The 15,948-nt window shown below is 42.8% G+C and carries 17 protein-coding genes; 9 read left to right on the plus strand and 8 right to left on the minus strand.

All coding sequences use genetic code 11. The annotated features are described in order from the left end of the window. Positions 1-63 precede the first annotated feature (63 nt). The 4 genes from FTU91_RS02930 to FTU91_RS02945 all read left to right on the plus strand — a co-directional run bounded on the left by FTU91_RS02930 (position 64) and on the right by FTU91_RS02945 (position 3,770). Positions 64-1,059, plus strand: a complete 996-nt coding sequence (locus FTU91_RS02930) for an RsiV family protein (RefSeq protein ID WP_180080897.1) — start codon at positions 64-66, stop codon at positions 1,057-1,059. Next, the gene (locus FTU91_RS02935; RefSeq protein WP_180080900.1) at positions 1,059-1,880 is read left to right on the plus strand and encodes a TatD family hydrolase; all 822 of its coding nucleotides are present in this window, start codon (positions 1,059-1,061) and stop codon (positions 1,878-1,880) included. Before FTU91_RS02930 ends, FTU91_RS02935 begins: the two co-directional genes overlap by 1 nt. Before the next feature lie 175 nt (positions 1,881-2,055). After that, on the plus strand, positions 2,056-2,790 hold the full coding sequence (locus tag FTU91_RS02940) for a Bax inhibitor-1/YccA family protein (protein ID WP_180080901.1): 735 nt from the start codon (positions 2,056-2,058) through the stop codon (positions 2,788-2,790). Between the two features lie 173 nt (positions 2,791-2,963). Beyond that, positions 2,964-3,770 (plus strand): enoyl-ACP reductase, encoded by an 807-nt coding sequence (locus FTU91_RS02945; protein WP_086197475.1) that lies wholly within the window; start codon positions 2,964-2,966, stop codon positions 3,768-3,770. A 217-nt stretch (positions 3,771-3,987) separates the two neighbouring features. Here FTU91_RS02945 and secB read toward each other — a convergent pair whose 3' ends face one another. The 4 genes from secB to rsgA form a co-directional block, all read right to left on the minus strand. Beyond that, a complete protein-coding gene (gene secB / locus FTU91_RS02950; protein ID WP_180080903.1) occupies positions 3,988-4,443 on the minus strand; it encodes a protein-export chaperone SecB in 456 nt (151 codons plus the stop codon). A 39-nt stretch (positions 4,444-4,482) separates the two neighbouring features. Further along, positions 4,483-4,737 carry a glutaredoxin 3 gene (grxC, locus tag FTU91_RS02955; RefSeq protein WP_086197473.1) on the minus strand — a complete coding sequence of 85 codons (255 nt, stop codon included), beginning with the start codon at positions 4,735-4,737 and terminating at the stop codon, positions 4,483-4,485. 18 nt (positions 4,738-4,755) lie between these two features. Beyond that, positions 4,756-5,163, minus strand: coding sequence for a rhodanese-like domain-containing protein (locus FTU91_RS02960; protein ID WP_092820866.1), 408 nt, complete (start codon positions 5,161-5,163; stop codon positions 4,756-4,758). Between the two features lie 94 nt (positions 5,164-5,257). Further along, positions 5,258-6,316 (minus strand): small ribosomal subunit biogenesis GTPase RsgA, encoded by a 1,059-nt coding sequence (rsgA, locus tag FTU91_RS02965; RefSeq protein ID WP_180080905.1) that lies wholly within the window; start codon positions 6,314-6,316, stop codon positions 5,258-5,260. Positions 6,317-6,441: 125 nt separating this feature from the next. Here rsgA and orn point away from each other — a divergent pair, with 125 nt between their 5' ends. Both orn and FTU91_RS02975 read left to right on the plus strand, forming a co-directional pair. After that, complete coding sequence (orn, locus tag FTU91_RS02970) at positions 6,442-6,996, plus strand: oligoribonuclease (RefSeq protein ID WP_086197470.1); 555 nt, start codon at positions 6,442-6,444, stop codon at positions 6,994-6,996. A gap of 220 nt (positions 6,997-7,216) precedes the next feature. Continuing rightward, positions 7,217-7,993, plus strand: a complete 777-nt coding sequence (locus FTU91_RS02975; protein WP_180080907.1) for a ThiF family adenylyltransferase — start codon at positions 7,217-7,219, stop codon at positions 7,991-7,993. An 89-nt stretch (positions 7,994-8,082) separates the two neighbouring features. On the opposite strand, the gene FTU91_RS02980 is transcribed toward FTU91_RS02975, so the two are convergent. Beyond that, positions 8,083-9,126 (minus strand): hypothetical protein, encoded by a 1,044-nt coding sequence (locus FTU91_RS02980; protein WP_180080909.1) that lies wholly within the window; start codon positions 9,124-9,126, stop codon positions 8,083-8,085. Between the two features lie 157 nt (positions 9,127-9,283). Here FTU91_RS02980 and pheS point away from each other — a divergent pair, with 157 nt between their 5' ends. The 3 genes from pheS to FTU91_RS02995 all read left to right on the plus strand — a co-directional run bounded on the left by pheS (position 9,284) and on the right by FTU91_RS02995 (position 13,063). After that, positions 9,284-10,264, plus strand: a complete 981-nt coding sequence (gene pheS, locus FTU91_RS02985; RefSeq protein ID WP_180080911.1) for a phenylalanine--tRNA ligase subunit alpha — start codon at positions 9,284-9,286, stop codon at positions 10,262-10,264. 124 nt (positions 10,265-10,388) lie between these two features. Beyond that, positions 10,389-12,770, plus strand: coding sequence for a phenylalanine--tRNA ligase subunit beta (gene pheT, locus FTU91_RS02990; protein WP_180080913.1), 2,382 nt, complete (start codon positions 10,389-10,391; stop codon positions 12,768-12,770). After that, positions 12,767-13,063: an integration host factor subunit alpha gene (locus FTU91_RS02995; RefSeq protein ID WP_086197465.1), complete on the plus strand. Its 297-nt coding sequence runs from the start codon at positions 12,767-12,769 to the stop codon at positions 13,061-13,063. Before pheT ends, FTU91_RS02995 begins: the two co-directional genes overlap by 4 nt. 230 nt (positions 13,064-13,293) lie before the next feature. On the opposite strand, the gene FTU91_RS03000 is transcribed toward FTU91_RS02995, so the two are convergent. The 3 genes from FTU91_RS03000 to trxA all read right to left on the minus strand — a co-directional run bounded on the left by FTU91_RS03000 (position 13,294) and on the right by trxA (position 15,885). Beyond that, complete coding sequence (locus FTU91_RS03000; RefSeq protein ID WP_086197464.1) at positions 13,294-13,539, minus strand: hypothetical protein; 246 nt, start codon at positions 13,537-13,539, stop codon at positions 13,294-13,296. 421 nt (positions 13,540-13,960) lie between these two features. Further along, a complete protein-coding gene (rho, locus tag FTU91_RS03005; protein ID WP_005007569.1) occupies positions 13,961-15,229 on the minus strand; it encodes a transcription termination factor Rho in 1,269 nt (422 codons plus the stop codon). A 329-nt stretch (positions 15,230-15,558) separates the two neighbouring features. After that, entirely contained in the window at positions 15,559-15,885 is a 327-nt protein-coding gene (gene trxA / locus FTU91_RS03010; RefSeq protein ID WP_092820879.1) for a thioredoxin, read from the minus strand. Positions 15,886-15,948 lie beyond the last annotated feature (63 nt).

Consider the following 15,948-nt stretch of genomic DNA (forward strand, 5'->3'; position numbering starts at 1 on the left):
CGGTAATCAATTCAGACATTGAGTGAACGTCCATTTACCAGATTTAAGTTTATAGGTTAGATGATGCTAAAAAATAAAACGATCTTTACCCTCAGTGTTGTTGCGGCGGCAATTGCCTTGAGTGCATGCCAACCTAAACAGCCTGAGCCTAAAAAAGAGGACAAAGTAGCCCAATCGCAAGCTGCTCAAGCCGAAGTTTTAACATTGGCAGGCGACACGGAAAAGCTGACTTTAAATTTGCCTGAATGTGATGGAAATAGTTGTCCTGAAATAAATGTCGAGCGTCTTTCCAGTAACCAGGCATTTATTGATGAATTTATTGATCAACAAGTTTTAAAGCAGCTGGATCAAATTTTAGATATTTCGCCGAAATCGTTGAAGTCAGAGCAGCAGGCGACTACAGCAAGCGGAAATTCGAAAGATTTAAATCCAGCTCAGGCATCTGAAGCTGCTGCATCAGAAACTATTGAAACGCCGAAACAGAAACTGGAAAAACAGGTGGCGCCTTATCTACAGACCTTTTTATCGCTGGATAAAGAACTGAAAGCGTTAAGTGCCAATCATCAGATTAGCCTGATGATCAAGCCGAAGATTCTCAATGCAGGCCAACCTTTGGCAACTGTGGTGTTAAATTCCAGCAGTTATCTGGGCGGCGCACATGGTTCATCCTCACAGTATTATTATAACTTTGATTTGAAAAAGAAAAAGTTGGTCGAGTTGGATGATATTCTGGCGCCCAAGCAGAAAGCTGTACTGGAACAGAAAGCCCATGAAGAGTTTAAACGTTGGGTTATTGATTCCAAGTTGGCAAATAGCGTTGAAGAATACGAACAGGCGTGGAAATTTACTTTATCGGACAATTTCTACCTATCCACTCAAGGTCTGATTTTGCAATATGGCGAATATGAAATTGGGCCTTATGTGGTGGGATTGCCACGTTTGACCATTCCTTATGAGCAGTTGCAAACCGTACTGAAGAAAGAGTACTTGCCTCAGGCTGAAGTCAAAAATGATGCTGCATCGGCAAGTACACCTATTGCAAATAAAGCCCAATCTTAATGTCTTATTCACTGTTTGATACCCATACCCATTTTGATGTTCCCGATTTCGATGCCGATCGGGAGCAACTGGCGCATGCGGCCAAAGCAGTTGGGGTAGAACGCTTGATTCTGATAGGTTTTGTTCAGTCGCGTTTTCAGGATCTGCTTTACACGCAGCATTTTCTAAATCAATTAAAGGATGCTCCACAAAGTTATTTAGCACCGGGTTTACATCCTGTTTATATTGAACGGCATCACACTTCGCATCTGGCCGATTTAGAATCATTGTTGAAAAATGAAGATTGTGTTGCAGTGGGAGAAATTGGTTTAGATACCTTTTTAGCACAGCACAAGCAGCCAGCCATGTTTCAGAAACAAAAAGATTTTTTTGCTGCACAATTGGAATTGGCGCAACAGTTTGATAAGCCGGTGTTATTGCATATCCGCAAATCACATGCAGAAACTCTGGCGATATTAAAACAGCAGCAATTTAGCTTGGGTGGAATTGCCCATGCCTTTAGTGGCGGAATAGAAGAAGCCAAGGCCTTTATTCAACTGGGCTTTAAAATTGGCGTCACTGGGCAAATTACCAATCCCAATGCCAAAAAACTGCATCGGGTGGTTCAGGCGATTGGTGCTGAACACCTGGTTCTGGAAACTGACTGTCCGGATATGACTCCCTTATGCTGTCAAAATTCCACTGAACATCGAACCCGCAATACGCCAGTCAATTTACCTTATGTTCTGGATGGATTGGCACAATCGCTGAATCTGGACCAGACCATGCTTGCGGCAAAACTCTGGCAAAACTCCCTGGATGCTTTAAAGTTGGCATCTTGAAAAATATTGTAAAAGCAGGTTTTATCCATCAGTATGGGTTTTTAATGACATGTTGCGCCATGAATTGGCTTGCTTGTCTGAGCGATATTTTATGCAAAGTTGCAAAGATTCATTTTCTGTTCTTAAATGCGTTTTATACTAATTCAAAAATCTAAATGACAATAATGAGGGAATTATGCAAAGTAATAATCCTATTTTAACCCGGGTCGAAACCCAGAGTGATTTTAACCATGCCATGACGGTGCAAGGTGCCATCCAGAAGTCGGTGATATTGACAGTAATTGCTGCTGTAGTCGGTATATCACTCTTTTTATATAGCTTTCTGACCCTGAATATATCCATTGCTTATGCTGCCGCAATGGTGGGAGCGATTGGTGGATTTATCCTGGCACTCATCGTCACATTCAAGCCGAATACCGCCCCAACATTAGCCATTCCTTATGCACTGTTTGAAGGGGCATTTTTAGGGGGAATTTCGGTTGTATTTCAGCTGAAATTTCCAGGTGTACCTTTACAAGCCTTGCTTGCAACCTTTGTTACCACACTGGTCATGTTTGGGTTATACCGCTTCCAGATTATTCGTGCCACAGAAAAATTTAAAGCTGTAGTGATGTCCGCTTCGATTGCCATTGCCATTGTATTTGTGGTGCAAATGGTTATGGGGCTGGCTTTTGGTTCCAGTATTCCCTATATTTTTGAAAGCAACTGGCTGGGGATTGGTTTTGCTGCATTTGTCGCAGTCATTGCTTCTTTAAACCTGATACTCGATTTTGACCTGATCGAATCATCTGCTGCACAGTATGCGCCAAAAGCGATGGAATGGTTGTGTGGTATTGCCTTATTGGCGACCTTGGTCTGGATGTATTATTCCTTCCTGCGCTTGCTGGGTTTATTACAAGGGGATGATTAATCCTTTTATCCATGAAAGCGAGCTAGATAGTACGATCAGTTCAGAAATGCTCCGCAATGGTGGAGCATTTTTTTTGATTTTTACACAACATGTTAAAAAAAGGCGCATTATGCAATTTCGCAAATGCTTCAGACTTGGCATTATGCTGCTAAATTATTTTGAGTGAGATTCACATGGCACAAGGACTATTGGCGGGTAAGCGTTTTCTCATCGCGGGTATTGCAAGTAAATTATCCATTGCATTTGGTATTGCTCAAGCCTTGCATCGTGAAGGTGCTGAACTGGCATTTACCTATCCGAATGAAAAATTAAAAAAACGTGTTGATGAGTTTGCTGCACAATTCGGTTCAACACTGGTTTTCCCTTGTGACGTGGCAGTAGATGCTGAAATTGACCAGGCTTTTGCAGAATTGGCAAAACATTGGGATGGTCTGGATGGCGTGGTTCATTCAATCGGTTTTGCACCAGCACATACTTTAGATGGTGACTTTACCGATGTTACCGACCGCGAAGGTTTTAACATTGCCCACGACATCAGTGCATACAGTTTTATTGCCATGGCACGTGCTGCAAAACCTTTATTAAAAGTTCGCCAAGGCTGTTTGTTGACTTTGACTTATCAAGGTTCTGAACGTGTAATGCCAAATTACAACGTTATGGGTATGGCGAAGGCATCATTGGAAGCGGGTGTGCGTTATTTGGCATCAAGCCTTGGCGCAGAAGGCATTCGCGTAAATGCCATTTCGGCAGGTCCAATCCGTACTCTTGCAGCTTCAGGTATCAAGTCTTTCCGTAAAATGCTCGACCTGAATGAAAAAGTTGCGCCACTGAAACGTAATGTGACCATTGAAGATGTCGGTAATGCGGCATTATTCCTGTGCTCACCTTGGGCTAATGGTATTACTGGCGAAATTATGTATGTTGATGCCGGCTTTAATACTGTGGGTATGAGCGCCGATTTAATGATGGATGGTGAATAAATTCATCTAAAAGCTCCTCTCTTTTTTAAAGGGAGGTTGGGAGGGATTCTGTAATCTCCCCCAACCCCTCTTCCACAGGGAAATGAAGGGTACTGTTCTCATAAAGAGGGATAGTAAGAAAATCCCCCTCACTCCCCCTTTGGTAAAGGGGGAGGCTTTAAAAAAACCAATAAAAAAGACCGCAAATGCGGTCTTTTTTATATTGAAGCTTAAGCGATTAAGCCTGGCCTTCAGCAGCGGCCGCTTGCGCACGTTGCATGTTTGCTTCAAATTCAGCATCGAAGTTAATTGGTGTAAGCAGCAATTGCGGGAAGCTGCCTTTAGTGACCATATCATTCACTGCTTCGCGTAAGAACGGGAACAGGATATTTGGGCAATAAGCGCCAAGAATATATGGAAGGCGTTCTTCTTCAACGCCATCAATAAGGAAAATACCTGCTTGAGTCACGTCTACGATAAATGCAGTATCACCTGCGTTGTTCGCCTGAACAACCACCTGTAATGCCACTTCGTAATGCGTTGCATCAATTTTTTCTGCAGAAGAAGACAGGTTGATATTTAATTCAGGCTGCCATTCTTTGGTAAATACTTGTGCCCCAGGTACTTCAAAAGAAATATCTTTAGTATAAATACGTTCTAGTGCTAATTGTGGTTGAGCTTGTTGTTCACTCATTCTTTAATCCTTAATATGAAGAGCTGACTTAATATAGGGTTAAGCCAATAGTTCGTTTAGTTTTCCTTCACGCTCTAAAGCATAAAGTTGATCAAAACCACCAATAAACTGGTCGTTAATAAAAATTTGTGGAACAGTACGATGGTTAGTGCGTTGCATTAGTTCCACACGTACTTCAGGCGCTTCGTTAGATAAGTTAATTTCTTTATAAGCCACGCCTTTACGCTCAAGAAGTTGCTTTGCGCGAATGCAATAAGGGCATACGGTGGTGGAATAAATAATTACTTCAGCCATTCAAAATCTCCAAGCGTATTATTTGCTTTTAATCAGGGGTAAGCCTTGAACTTTCCAGTTATTGATTCCACCATCCAGGCGGTAACTGTCAGCATGCCCCACTTGTTGTAATGCTGAGCCTGCGATTTGACCCAGGTTACAAATGAACACCAGTGGTCGATCGGCAGATTTTAACTCTTCAATATGACTACTAATCTGGCTATAGGGAATATTACGGCTACCGCTGATATGACCTTCACGGAAATCTTTGGCATCACGTAAATCAATCAGCATGGCATTTTTAGCTTTGACTAAAATACCTAAAGATTGTGGTGAAATTTTACGGCCATTGCGTTGTCCTTCTAAAATAAAGAACAAAACAACCAACACCCCGAGTGTTCCAAACAAGAAGGGGTGATTCCCCATAAATTCGAACCAACGTTCCACAAGTCACCTAATTACAATTTCAAAATTGCGTAGAGTATAGCCTATAAATATGGCGATCAAAATCACCGCTTCAAGGGCTAAGGGTTAAGAAAAATTAATTTTTTTGCTGCGCTTCAGTAATTTCATCCATTAAACGCAAATAACTGTCTAAACGGCGTTGCAAGATTTCACCAGATTGAGCGGCCTGACGCAAAGCACATTGCTTTTCATGTTTATGGGTACAGTTACGGAACTGGCAATGTCCCAGCAAATTTTCAATTTCAGGAAAGCCATGCTGCACTTTGGCCAGGTCCAGATGCCATAAACCAAATTCACGGATTCCCGGAGAGTCAATCAGTGCTGCACCTTCACCAAAGGCAATTAAACGGGTAGAGGTGGTGGTGTGCTGACCCAGCGCCGAGTTTTCCGAAATGATATTGGTTTTTTGCGCCGCTTCGGGAACCATGGCATTAATCAGCGAGCTTTTGCCGACACCGGACTGACCGACAAAGGCGACCGTTTCACCGGCTAGGCGTTTTGCCAGTTCAGTTAAATCGCCATCAGATTGAGTTTGCATCACTTCATAACCCAAGGCCTGATATTCTTTGACCAAGTCTAAAATCGGGTCATTTTCCTGAATTAAATCTGCTTTATTTAGTACCAGTAAAGCTGGAATTTCGGCATCGGCACAGGCCACCAGATAGCGGTCAATCAGGCTGGGGGCAACTTCCGGAAAAGAGGCAAACACAATCACAATCAGGCTGACATTGGCCGCAACAGGTTTAACCTTGTGATAACGGTCAGGGCGGGTTAGCAGTGATTTACGTGGATGAATGGCGGTAATAATACCGAGTCCGGTATTCGGATCGGCCTGCCATTTGACCCGGTCACCTGTGACCAGTGCTTCCAGATTGGTTCGGGTATGACAGCGCCATACACTGCCGACTTCGATCGGCTTCCAGAACGGTTCGGGTTCACCTGCTGCAACGACAGGTTTACTCGGGTGGTTTTCGGGTGTTGATAAGGCTTGCACTTCAAGTTGACGGCCATAATGTTGAACCACCAGGCCTTCTAAATCATTTGAAGTGTCGGGTTCTTCTTGACGTGTTTGATGCTGTTTCTGAATGCGACGTTGCTGCTGTTCAGTTAAACGACGTTTACGAATTAAAGCCATTCATATCCTAAAAAAAGCATGGACTAAGAATGGCAAAAATAGCATGAAGCGGGGTCGGAGTTACAGCCAAGTTGCAATAAATTTGCTACTATAGTCGTTTTTAAGCCCAATAAGATTGCACATTTATGAGCAGCACCCCTGATACCCGCCTGATTTGGATTGACCTGGAAATGACAGGTCTGGATACGGATAACGATCAAATTATTGAAGTTGCAACGATTGTGACTGACGATAACCTGAATATTCTGGCGGAAGGGCCGGTGCTGGCTGTGCATCAGTCGGATCGCGTACTAAATGCGATGGATGAATGGAATACGCGTCAACATGGACAATCAGGTCTGATCGAACGGGTACGCCGCAGTAAATTGACTGCACAAGATGCCGAACAGCAAACCCTCGAATTCTTGAAAAAATGGGTCAATCCAAAATCATCCCCGATGTGTGGTAACTCGATTTGCCAGGATCGCCGTTTCTTGCACCGTTTAATGCCGGAAATGGAACAGTATTTCCATTACCGTAACCTAGACGTCTCTTCAGTAAAAGAGCTGGCAAAACGCTGGCGCCCGGAAATTATGAGTGGCTTGAAAAAGAATGCCTCACACCTGGCAATGGATGACATCCGTGATTCCATTGCAGAGCTCAAATATTACCGTGAATATTTCTTTATCATGAATAAGTAACAGGATTCTTTCATCACGCTTTTTATTTCTCCCTCTGGGAGAAAAATAAAGAGGGTATAAACAGTGATGAAAGAGGACTGAACAGGGTTCAAAGAAAAAGAGGCGAAAGCCTCTTTTTTTATGTCTGCTACAGTTATTGAATGATGCGAAAGAGATAGATTATCGAATTGAGCCGGAATTTGATAAAATGCGTCGGTGTTTTTTAGCTGTTAGATGACGAATGACTGATCTTCCTGAAGATGATGAATATGAGCGCCGCTTTGCCGGGGTAGAAAAAATTTATGGAGATGAAGCTTTTCGTCAGTACGAACACAGCCATGTGATGGTGATCGGGATTGGCGGCGTGGGTTCCTGGGCGGTTGAAGCCTTGGCACGTACCGGCATTGCTGAGCTGACCCTGATTGATATGGATGTAGTCGCGGCATCGAATATTAATCGTCAATTGCCCGCCATGAGTTCGACCTTGGGTCGGGAAAAAATAGAAGTGATGGCCGAGCGCTGTTATTCAATTAATCCACGGATCAAAATTAACGTGGTGGATGATTATCTAACCCCGGACAATGTCAAAGAACTATTAGCAAATAAACCTGATGTGGTTCTGGACTGTATTGATGATGTCAAAGCCAAACTGGCTTTAATGCTGCATTGCCGTTTTAATAAAATTCCGCTGATTGTATCGGGTGGGGCTGGCGGAAAGCTGGATCCGTTAAAAATTCGGGTTGCCGATTTGTCTAAGACGGAACAGGACCCGATGCTGGCGAAACTGCGCAGTCAGTTACGTGCCAAAGGTATTTGTAAAAAGCCGAAAGAAAAATTCGGCATTACCTGCGTTTATTCTATAGATAATCCGTTCTCTAGCGCAGAAGTTTGTGCCAGTGCCGGCTTGCGCTGTGGTGGTTATGGCTCGGCAGTGGTGGTCACTTCAAGTTTTGCTATGGTAGCAGTATCAGAAGTGTTAAAAAAACTGGCACTAAAAAAGCCTAAAAAATTGCAATGACTCAATCACGATAAAAATTAGAAGCCCATAAAAAGATGAACTCGATGCGATTGGATCGGGTTCATCCAGATTTTGAAAGCTTATAAAAATTAAAGTCCAAAATAATAAGCCAATACACAAATCACAATAGTCAGCAGAATCAGTTTAATCACGCCCGATGTACCGACCTTGTGCGAGGTATGAGCAGGATGGCTTTTCACCTGTGGGGCAGTATGCGGAGTGCTTGGCGCACCATCTAGTGGATTGGCCACTTCAACTTTGGTCAATCGTGCGGATTGATAATGATTGGCAACTTTAACTATAAATTTTGCGGTTAAATCATCCAGTTTTTGCGAGAAATGGCGTAGATTTAGCTGCTCTTCTGCTGTCAGTTCACTGCCATCCGCATGATAGGGATGTTGCTGTTTTTGCTGAATATAACTGGATAATGCTTCCAGGCGATGCAGTGTGGTATGTGCATAATCCGCCTGATAATCGCTTGGCAGTAAAGGCAGATATTTACTCTCGGATAATGGGGAGCCATCGGCATTTTCCGTTGCAGTTTGCGGCATTCCATAATATGGAAAATCACGATTGGCAGGCTCGATAAAGCCCTGTGCAAACTTGCTGTCAAATAATTCGTTGTTGGTATAAATCTGAATGTCATCCCACTTCGGCTGCTGCAGATCGGCATCGATACGCTTTGCCAGTTTTGAATTCAGCTCGAAACGCCAGAAGGTTTCCTGACGACACTGTTCCTGTTGTGGCTTGGGCGCTGCATAGTCATGATCTGCGTTATACCACTCCGCCAATTCCTTGCCGAAAATCCAGGCCGTTTTCTTATTTTGTTCATGGCTGACAATAAAATGTGGAATGGCTAGCAGTTCAACATTGGCATTTGGATTCTGTTCATCATTGAGCAGGCTGGAACTGTGCAGGCTGATGCGCAGCGTTCCCTGTTTTTTTAGACCTTCCAACCAGATTTGAAAATGTTGTGCCAATAAATGTTGTGACAGCAGATCTCGGAAACGCAAATTGTGCTGGTTAAAAATGGCATGTTGTACCCAATGATTAAAGCTCAGATTCTGGCTGAGATATTCATTGCCATAGGTCACCAAAGTAAGCTGCTGTTTCCAAATCTGATCGAGTGCCATTGTTATTGATCTCATAAATATTGGCTTTATCTTATACTTTTTCTAAATATGGTTGCCAATCTAATTTTTCCTCTACAGGGAACTTCATCAATGCGCTTAAAAACTGTTAGAATATGGGGTTTTATTATATTTTTAAATTGTTGCTTTGAGAGTTACTATGTCACTGGAAGCCCTGACCACTGAAGCGCTCGCTGCGATTGCAGCAGCAGAGGACCTTGCTACACTCGATCAAGTACGAGTGCAATTTACAGGGAAGAAAAGCCAGCTCGCGGAACAATCCAAGGCACTGGGTAAAATGAACCCTGAAGAACGTAAAGTTTTCGGGGCAAAAATTCATGCTGTGCGTGAAGCCATCACTGGTGCATTAACCACACGCCAGGCCGAATTACAAAAAGCTGCACTAGAACAAAAACTTGCCAGCGAAACGATTGATATTACCTTGCCGGGTCGTGGTCAAAGCGTAGGCAGTATTCATCCTGTGACTCAAGTGCAAGAACGTATTTGCCAGTTCTTTACCAAAGCCGGTTTCACTGTTGCGACAGGCCCTGAAGTTGAAGATGATTATCACAACTTTGAAGCGTTGAATATTCCGGGTCATCACCCTGCACGTGCAATGCATGATACTTTCTATTTTGATGCCAACCACTTGCTTCGTACCCACACTTCAGGTGTGCAAGTGCGTACTATGGAAAAGAATCAGCCGCCAATTCGTATTGTCTGCCCGGGTCGTGTATATCGCTGTGACTCTGACCAGACGCATTCGCCAATGTTCCATCAAATTGAAGGTTTATACGTGGCTGAGAACACCAGCTTTGCAGAACTGAAAGGTTTGCTGGTGAACTTGCTGAACGAATTCTTTGAAAAAGATTTAACTGTCCGTTTCCGTCCATCTTATTTTCCATTCACTGAACCAAGTGCTGAAGTGGATATCATGGATGAACGCGGTCGTTGGCTAGAAGTTTTAGGCTGCGGTATGGTGCATCCGAATGTGCTTCAGGCAGCAGGCATTGATCCTGAAAAATATAAAGGTTTTGCGTTTGGTTTAGGTGTAGAGCGTTTTGCCATGCTGCGTTATGGCATTAATGATTTGCGTATGTTCTACCAGAATGATGTGCGTTTCTTACGCCAATTTGCTTAAACGAATTTATTAACCTCTCTTGCGAAGCAGTGCTTCTCATCTCCTTTAAAAAAGGAGAGAACTCCGTGAAATGATTGGAGTTAGAGAGGGATTCAAAAAATTAGATTTATAGGTTTTTATAGAAATGAAAATTAGCGAAAATTGGTTACGCACCTGGGTCAACCCAGCAATTGACAGCGATACCTTATCTGACCAACTCACCATGCTCGGTTTGGAAGTGGATGAACTGGCGCCAGCGGCAAAACCATTTACGGGTGTGGTTGTGGGTGAAGTACTCACTGTAGAACAGCATCCGGATGCAGACCGTTTACGTGTGACTACAGTCAACATCGGTTCAGGTGAGCCTTTACAGATTGTCTGCGGTGCACCGAATGTACGAGCTGGCATGAAAGCACCTGTAGCCACCATTGGTGCAGTTTTACCGGGTGATTTCAAAATCAAGAAAGGTAAGCTTCGTGGTATCGAATCCCAAGGTATGCTGTGTGGTGCTTCTGAAATTGATCTTGAAGATAAAATTGATGGCCTTCTAGAACTACCTGCGGATGCACCCGTTGGCATGAATATCCGTGAATATCTAGACCTTGATGACAATGTCATTGATATCAGTATCACGCCTAACCGTGGTGACTGTTTCAGTATTCGTGGTATCGCACGTGAAATTGGTGTCATTAACCAGCTTGCTGTGACTGCACCTGAAATCAAGGAAGTCGCTGCAACCATCGTAGATGAAAAGAAAGTTGTAGTATCGACAGAAGGCTGCCCACGTTACTTGGGTCGTGTGATTAAAAACGTCAATACCAAAGCAGCGACCCCGGTATGGATGGAACGTGCACTTGCTCGTTCAGGTATCCGTCAGCACAGCATTTTGGTCGATATCACCAACTATGTCTTAATTGAATTGGGTCAACCATTACACGCATTTGATGGTGGCAAGGTTCAAGGTTCAGTGCATGTACGTCAAGCCACTACTGCTGAAAAACTGGTGTTGCTCAATGAACAAGAAGTTGAGTTATCTGATGATGTAATGGTGATTGCTGATGATGTGAAAGCATTGGCAATTGCCGGCATCATGGGTGGTTTATCTTCTTCTGTTACCGATGAAACCACGGAAATCTTCCTGGAATCTGCTTTCTTTGCGCCTTTACATATTGCGGGTCGTGCACGTAGCTTTGGTTTACATACCGATGCATCTCAGCGCTATGAACGTGGCGTAGATTTTGAATTACCACTTATTGCCATGCACCGCGCATCACAGCTGATTGCTGATCTTGCTGGTGGTGAGTTTGGTCCAATTACTGTTGCAGAAAAAACGGAGCTTTTACCAAAACGTGAAGCGATTGAGCTGAATCAAGCTCAAGTGGATCAGTTATTGGGTTACAAAGTTGAATCTGACTTTATTACCGATGCACTGCAACGCTTAGGTTGTGTGGTGACTGTAAAAGCACAAGGTGAGTGGACTGTAGTTCCTCCATCACATCGCTACGATATGGCGATTTACCAAGACCTGATTGAAGAAGTTGCCCGTATTCATGGTTATGACAACATTCAGATCAGCTTGCCAGTGATTGATGTAAAACTTGCCAAACATCAAGATCAGTTTGAATTGCCACAACTTCGTCAAACCCTGGTGACTTTAGGTTATCAGGAAGCGATCAGTTTCAGCTTTGCCGATGCTAAACTTGAAAAACAGTTGAATCCTGCGGTCAATCCGTTGATGTTGGCCAACCCGATTTCAAGCGAACTGGCGGCAATGCGTTCGACTTTGTTATCCAGCTTGATTCCATGTGTGCAATACAATATTAACCGTCAGCAAAACCGCGTACGTTTCTTTGAACTGGGTTTACGTTTTGATTATCAGGATGCACAAAGCATTCATGATCTAAAACAGATTCCGACTTTGGCTTTAATTGCAGTCGGTGCTAAAACAACTGAATCTTGGCATGGTAAGGCTCTACCGATGGATTTCTTTGACTTAAAAGGTGAAGTTGAGGAAATTCTGGCAGCTGGACGGGTTCAAGTGGAATATGTTCGTTCAGAGCGTAGCTGGTTGCATCCTGGACAATCAGCTGAAATTCTGGTTGATGGTCAGTCTGTTGGTTATCTGGGTCGTTTACATCCCTCTTTGGAAGACGAACTTGATTTGGGCATGACTTGGGTTGCCGAACTTGATCAAAAGGCTGTTTTGCAAACTTATGTATCTAATTTTACAGAATTATCACGTTTTCCATCAGTAAGACGTGATATTGCGCTTTTAATTAGTGATAAGATTAATGTCAGCGAAATTCAGGGACTTATCGAAAAAACAGGTGGGGAGCTGCTAGACTCGACATGGTTATTCGATGTGTATACTGGACAAGGGGTAGAAGAAGGGAAACGCTCACTGGCATTTGCCCTTCTCTGGCAGCATCCAAGCCGTACATTGGAAGATGCTGAAATTAAATCAGGTATGGATAATATCCTTCAAGTGTTGGAAAACACTTACCAAGCGACATTGAGGGCTTCATGACAGCACTAACAAAAGCAGAAATGGCTGATCATTTAAGTGAGCTCACGAGTTTAAACCGTCGTGAAGCTAAACAAATGGTCGAATTGTTCTTTGATGAGATTAGCCAAGCGCTAATCTCGGGCGAACAGGTTAAACTTTCGGGGTTCGGTAACTTTGAGTTGCGTGACAAGCGTGAACGTCCAGGCCGTAACCCGAAAACTGGCGAGGAAATTCCAATTTCAGCACGCCGTGTAGTCACATTCCGCGCAGGGCAGAAATTCCGCCAGCGTGTAGGAAATGAGCAGATCGATTGATCTGCTCTTTTTTTGCTATAAGATTTGTATATAAAAGCGTTATTTGTGGAGTAGAGCCTAAGTATTTGAGAGATTCAGCCCTTTGTAATTTAATTGACAATCGGGATTAGAAATCAATTCTGTACTTAGAATAGGGAGAGGTACAATTGTTTTTATAGAATTGAACTTTATTTTAGTCATAAAAAAAGAGAGCCAATGGCTCTCTTTTTTGTACTGAATAATCGTAAAGATTATTTAGCAGCAGAAGCAGCAGCTTCAGAAGCTGGAGCAGCGTCAACAGCAGAAGCAGCAGCTTCAGTAGCAGCAGAAGCTTCAACAGTAGCAGCAGAAGCAGCAGCAGTAGCTTCAGAAGCGGCTACAGTAGCTTGAGATGCAGCAGCATCAGCAGCAGGAGCTTCTTCAGTTTTTTTAGCACAACCAACGAAAGCTAAAGTAGTAGCAACTGCAGCAGCAATAGCGATTTTTTTGAATAACATGGCATCACTCTCTAAAATATGAGATTAAAAAAAACCTATGTTAGCCTGTTGAGTGCTTTTATTCTTCCTAAAATCTGTTAGGCAGTAACAATGCAGAGGCAGTCTAACTGGTCTGCGAATATGCTATCACTGCGCATTTTGAATTGCTACTAGGGGGCTAGTAAAAAATGCAAAAAAAGATAAAAAATGAGCGTTTTTTTAACAGAAAATAACAATCAATCGGAGAGTTTATATTGGATAAATACTAAATAACTCGCTAAAAATTATGGTTTTTTAAAGTTAATATTTTTAACAGGTATGAAATTTTCCCTTAAGTTTACAAAGAAAAGACTTGATTGTAGCTTTATGTAAATAAAGTCAACCAAATAAAAAGGCTATCGTTAGAGATAGCCTTTTATAGAAAAAAAGAATAATGCTGTGTTTAGTTGGTCGCTTTACGCTTCATTTGATCGAAGAAATCATCATTGGTTTTGGTTTCTTTCATACGATCCAGCAAGAATTCCATGGCAGCCAGTTCATCTTGAGTATGCAACAATTTACGCAAAATCCATACTTTACGTAAGTTGTCTTCAGACATCAGGCGTTCTTCACGGCGAGTACCGGATTTTTTGATATTCATTGCAGGGAATACACGTTTTTCGGCAATGCGGCGATCAAGCGTAATTTCCTGGTTACCGGTTCCTTTGAATTCTTCGTAAATCACTTCATCCATTTTACTACCGGTTTCAATCAGGGCAGTAGAGATGATGGTCAATGAGCCGCCTTCTTCAATGTTACGTGCAGCACCGAAGAAACGTTTTGGGCGCTCTAAGGCATGCGCATCCACACCACCAGTCAACACCTTGCCTGAAGAAGGGATGACAGTGTTATAGGCACGCGCTAAACGAGTAATCGAGTCCAGTAGAATTACCACATCTTTCTTGTGTTCTACCAGACGTTTTGCTTTTTCAATGACCATTTCAGCCACTTGTACGTGACGTGCTGGGGATTCATCAAAAGTTGAAGCAATCACTTCACCACGAACGGTACGTTCCATTTCGGTTACTTCTTCAGGACGTTCGTCAATCAGCAGCACGATCAGGAAACATTCAGGATTGTTACGGACAATCGACTGTGCGATGTTTTGTAACAACATGGTTTTACCCGCTTTTGGTGGCGCAACGATAATAGAACGTTGGCCTTTACCAATCGGGGCCACCAAGTCCACTACACGTGCAGTCAAATCTTCAGTCGTACCGTTACCCAGTTCCATCACCAATTGTTCAGTCGGGAACAATGGGGTCAAGTTTTCAAACAGGATTTTGTTGCGCGAGTTTTCAGGCGTGTCGTAGTTAATTTGATTAACTTTTAAAAGCGCAAAATAGCGTTCGCCTTCTTTGGGTGGGCGAATTGTGCCAGTAATGGTATCACCGGTGCGTAAGTTGAAACGGCGAATTTGCGATGGGCTGACATAAATGTCATCTGGGCCTGCAAGATAAGAGCCCGCTGCTGAGCGGAGGAAACCAAAACCATCAGACAGAATTTCCAGAACACCATCACCAAAAATCTCTTCGCCATTCATTGCATGGCGTTTTAAGATGGCAAAAATGATGTCTTGCTTGCGGTTACGAGCCATTCCTTCCAGGCCCATAAACTCGGCAATTTTGATGAGTTCGCCAATCGGTTTTTTCTTGAGTTCAGTTAAATTCATAGGGGGTCAGATAGAATTAAAATTCTGGGATAGAGATGAGAAAAGGGAGCAACATTCAGCCGCTTACACGCAATAAACGTAACGCAATTGTATTTGCACAATAACAATCCAGAGGTCTGATTCATTGTTTCGAAGAGAAAAGTGTAAAAACAATTTCTGTTGCCGAGCGGCGATCTTATGTGTTGTGTCTTGTAAGAAAATGACGGATTAGAAATCCTTTATTCCTTGAACAAGCAATATAAGAGCTAATCAAGTTTTTGTCAATTTATAGACGAAAAAAATACGCTATCTGGTGATAGCGCATTGGATTCAATTACACTGTTTTTAAATTAGATATTTTCTTCAATAAAAGCAGTTAATTTAGATTTTGGCGCAGCACCGACTTGTTGAGCGACAACTTCACCATTTTTAAACATCAATAGTGCAGGAATGTTGCGGATATTGTAGTTTACGGCAGTCGCTTCACAAGCAGTTACGTCAACTTTAACAACTTTTACTTTGCCTTCGAATTCTGTAGATAATACTTCAAGTACAGGTGCAATAGCTTTACAAGGTGCACACCAGCCTGCCCAGAAATCGACAAGTACAGGAATGTCAGATTGTAAAACGTCAGCTTCGAAGTTCGCATCAGTTGTGTTTACGATATTGCCAGACATGGAATGCTCCAAATAAATTTTAAGTTAGTTCTATAACTATAAGTATTACATAGCCTCGTTTAA

The organism is Acinetobacter sp. YH12201, from assembly GCF_013418145.1.
Lineage (GTDB): Bacteria > Pseudomonadota > Gammaproteobacteria > Pseudomonadales > Moraxellaceae > Acinetobacter.

Bases quoted from the DNA above. Each gene is read 5' to 3' on its own strand.
- FTU91_RS02930 (WP_180080897.1), top strand. From the start codon at position 64: ATGCTAAAAAATAAAACGATCTTTACCCTCAGTGTTGTTGCGGCGGCA.
- FTU91_RS02935 (WP_180080900.1), top strand. From the start codon at position 1,059: ATGTCTTATTCACTGTTTGATACCCATACCCATTTTGATGTTCCCGAT.
- FTU91_RS02940 (WP_180080901.1), top strand. From the start codon at position 2,056: ATGCAAAGTAATAATCCTATTTTAACCCGGGTCGAAACCCAGAGTGAT.
- FTU91_RS02945 (WP_086197475.1), top strand. From the start codon at position 2,964: ATGGCACAAGGACTATTGGCGGGTAAGCGTTTTCTCATCGCGGGTATT.
- secB (WP_180080903.1), bottom strand. From the start codon at position 4,443: ATGAGTGAACAACAAGCTCAACCACAATTAGCACTAGAACGTATTTAT.
- grxC (WP_086197473.1), bottom strand. From the start codon at position 4,737: ATGGCTGAAGTAATTATTTATTCCACCACCGTATGCCCTTATTGCATT.
- rsgA (WP_180080905.1), bottom strand. From the start codon at position 6,316: ATGGCTTTAATTCGTAAACGTCGTTTAACTGAACAGCAGCAACGTCGC.
- orn (WP_086197470.1), top strand. From the start codon at position 6,442: ATGAGCAGCACCCCTGATACCCGCCTGATTTGGATTGACCTGGAAATG.
- FTU91_RS02975 (WP_180080907.1), top strand. From the start codon at position 7,217: ATGACTGATCTTCCTGAAGATGATGAATATGAGCGCCGCTTTGCCGGG.
- FTU91_RS02980 (WP_180080909.1), bottom strand. From the start codon at position 9,126: ATGGCACTCGATCAGATTTGGAAACAGCAGCTTACTTTGGTGACCTAT.
- pheS (WP_180080911.1), top strand. From the start codon at position 9,284: ATGTCACTGGAAGCCCTGACCACTGAAGCGCTCGCTGCGATTGCAGCA.
- pheT (WP_180080913.1), top strand. From the start codon at position 10,389: ATGAAAATTAGCGAAAATTGGTTACGCACCTGGGTCAACCCAGCAATT.
- FTU91_RS02995 (WP_086197465.1), top strand. From the start codon at position 12,767: ATGACAGCACTAACAAAAGCAGAAATGGCTGATCATTTAAGTGAGCTC.
- FTU91_RS03000 (WP_086197464.1), bottom strand. From the start codon at position 13,539: ATGTTATTCAAAAAAATCGCTATTGCTGCTGCAGTTGCTACTACTTTA.
- rho (WP_005007569.1), bottom strand. From the start codon at position 15,229: ATGAATTTAACTGAACTCAAGAAAAAACCGATTGGCGAACTCATCAAA.
- trxA (WP_092820879.1), bottom strand. From the start codon at position 15,885: ATGTCTGGCAATATCGTAAACACAACTGATGCGAACTTCGAAGCTGAC.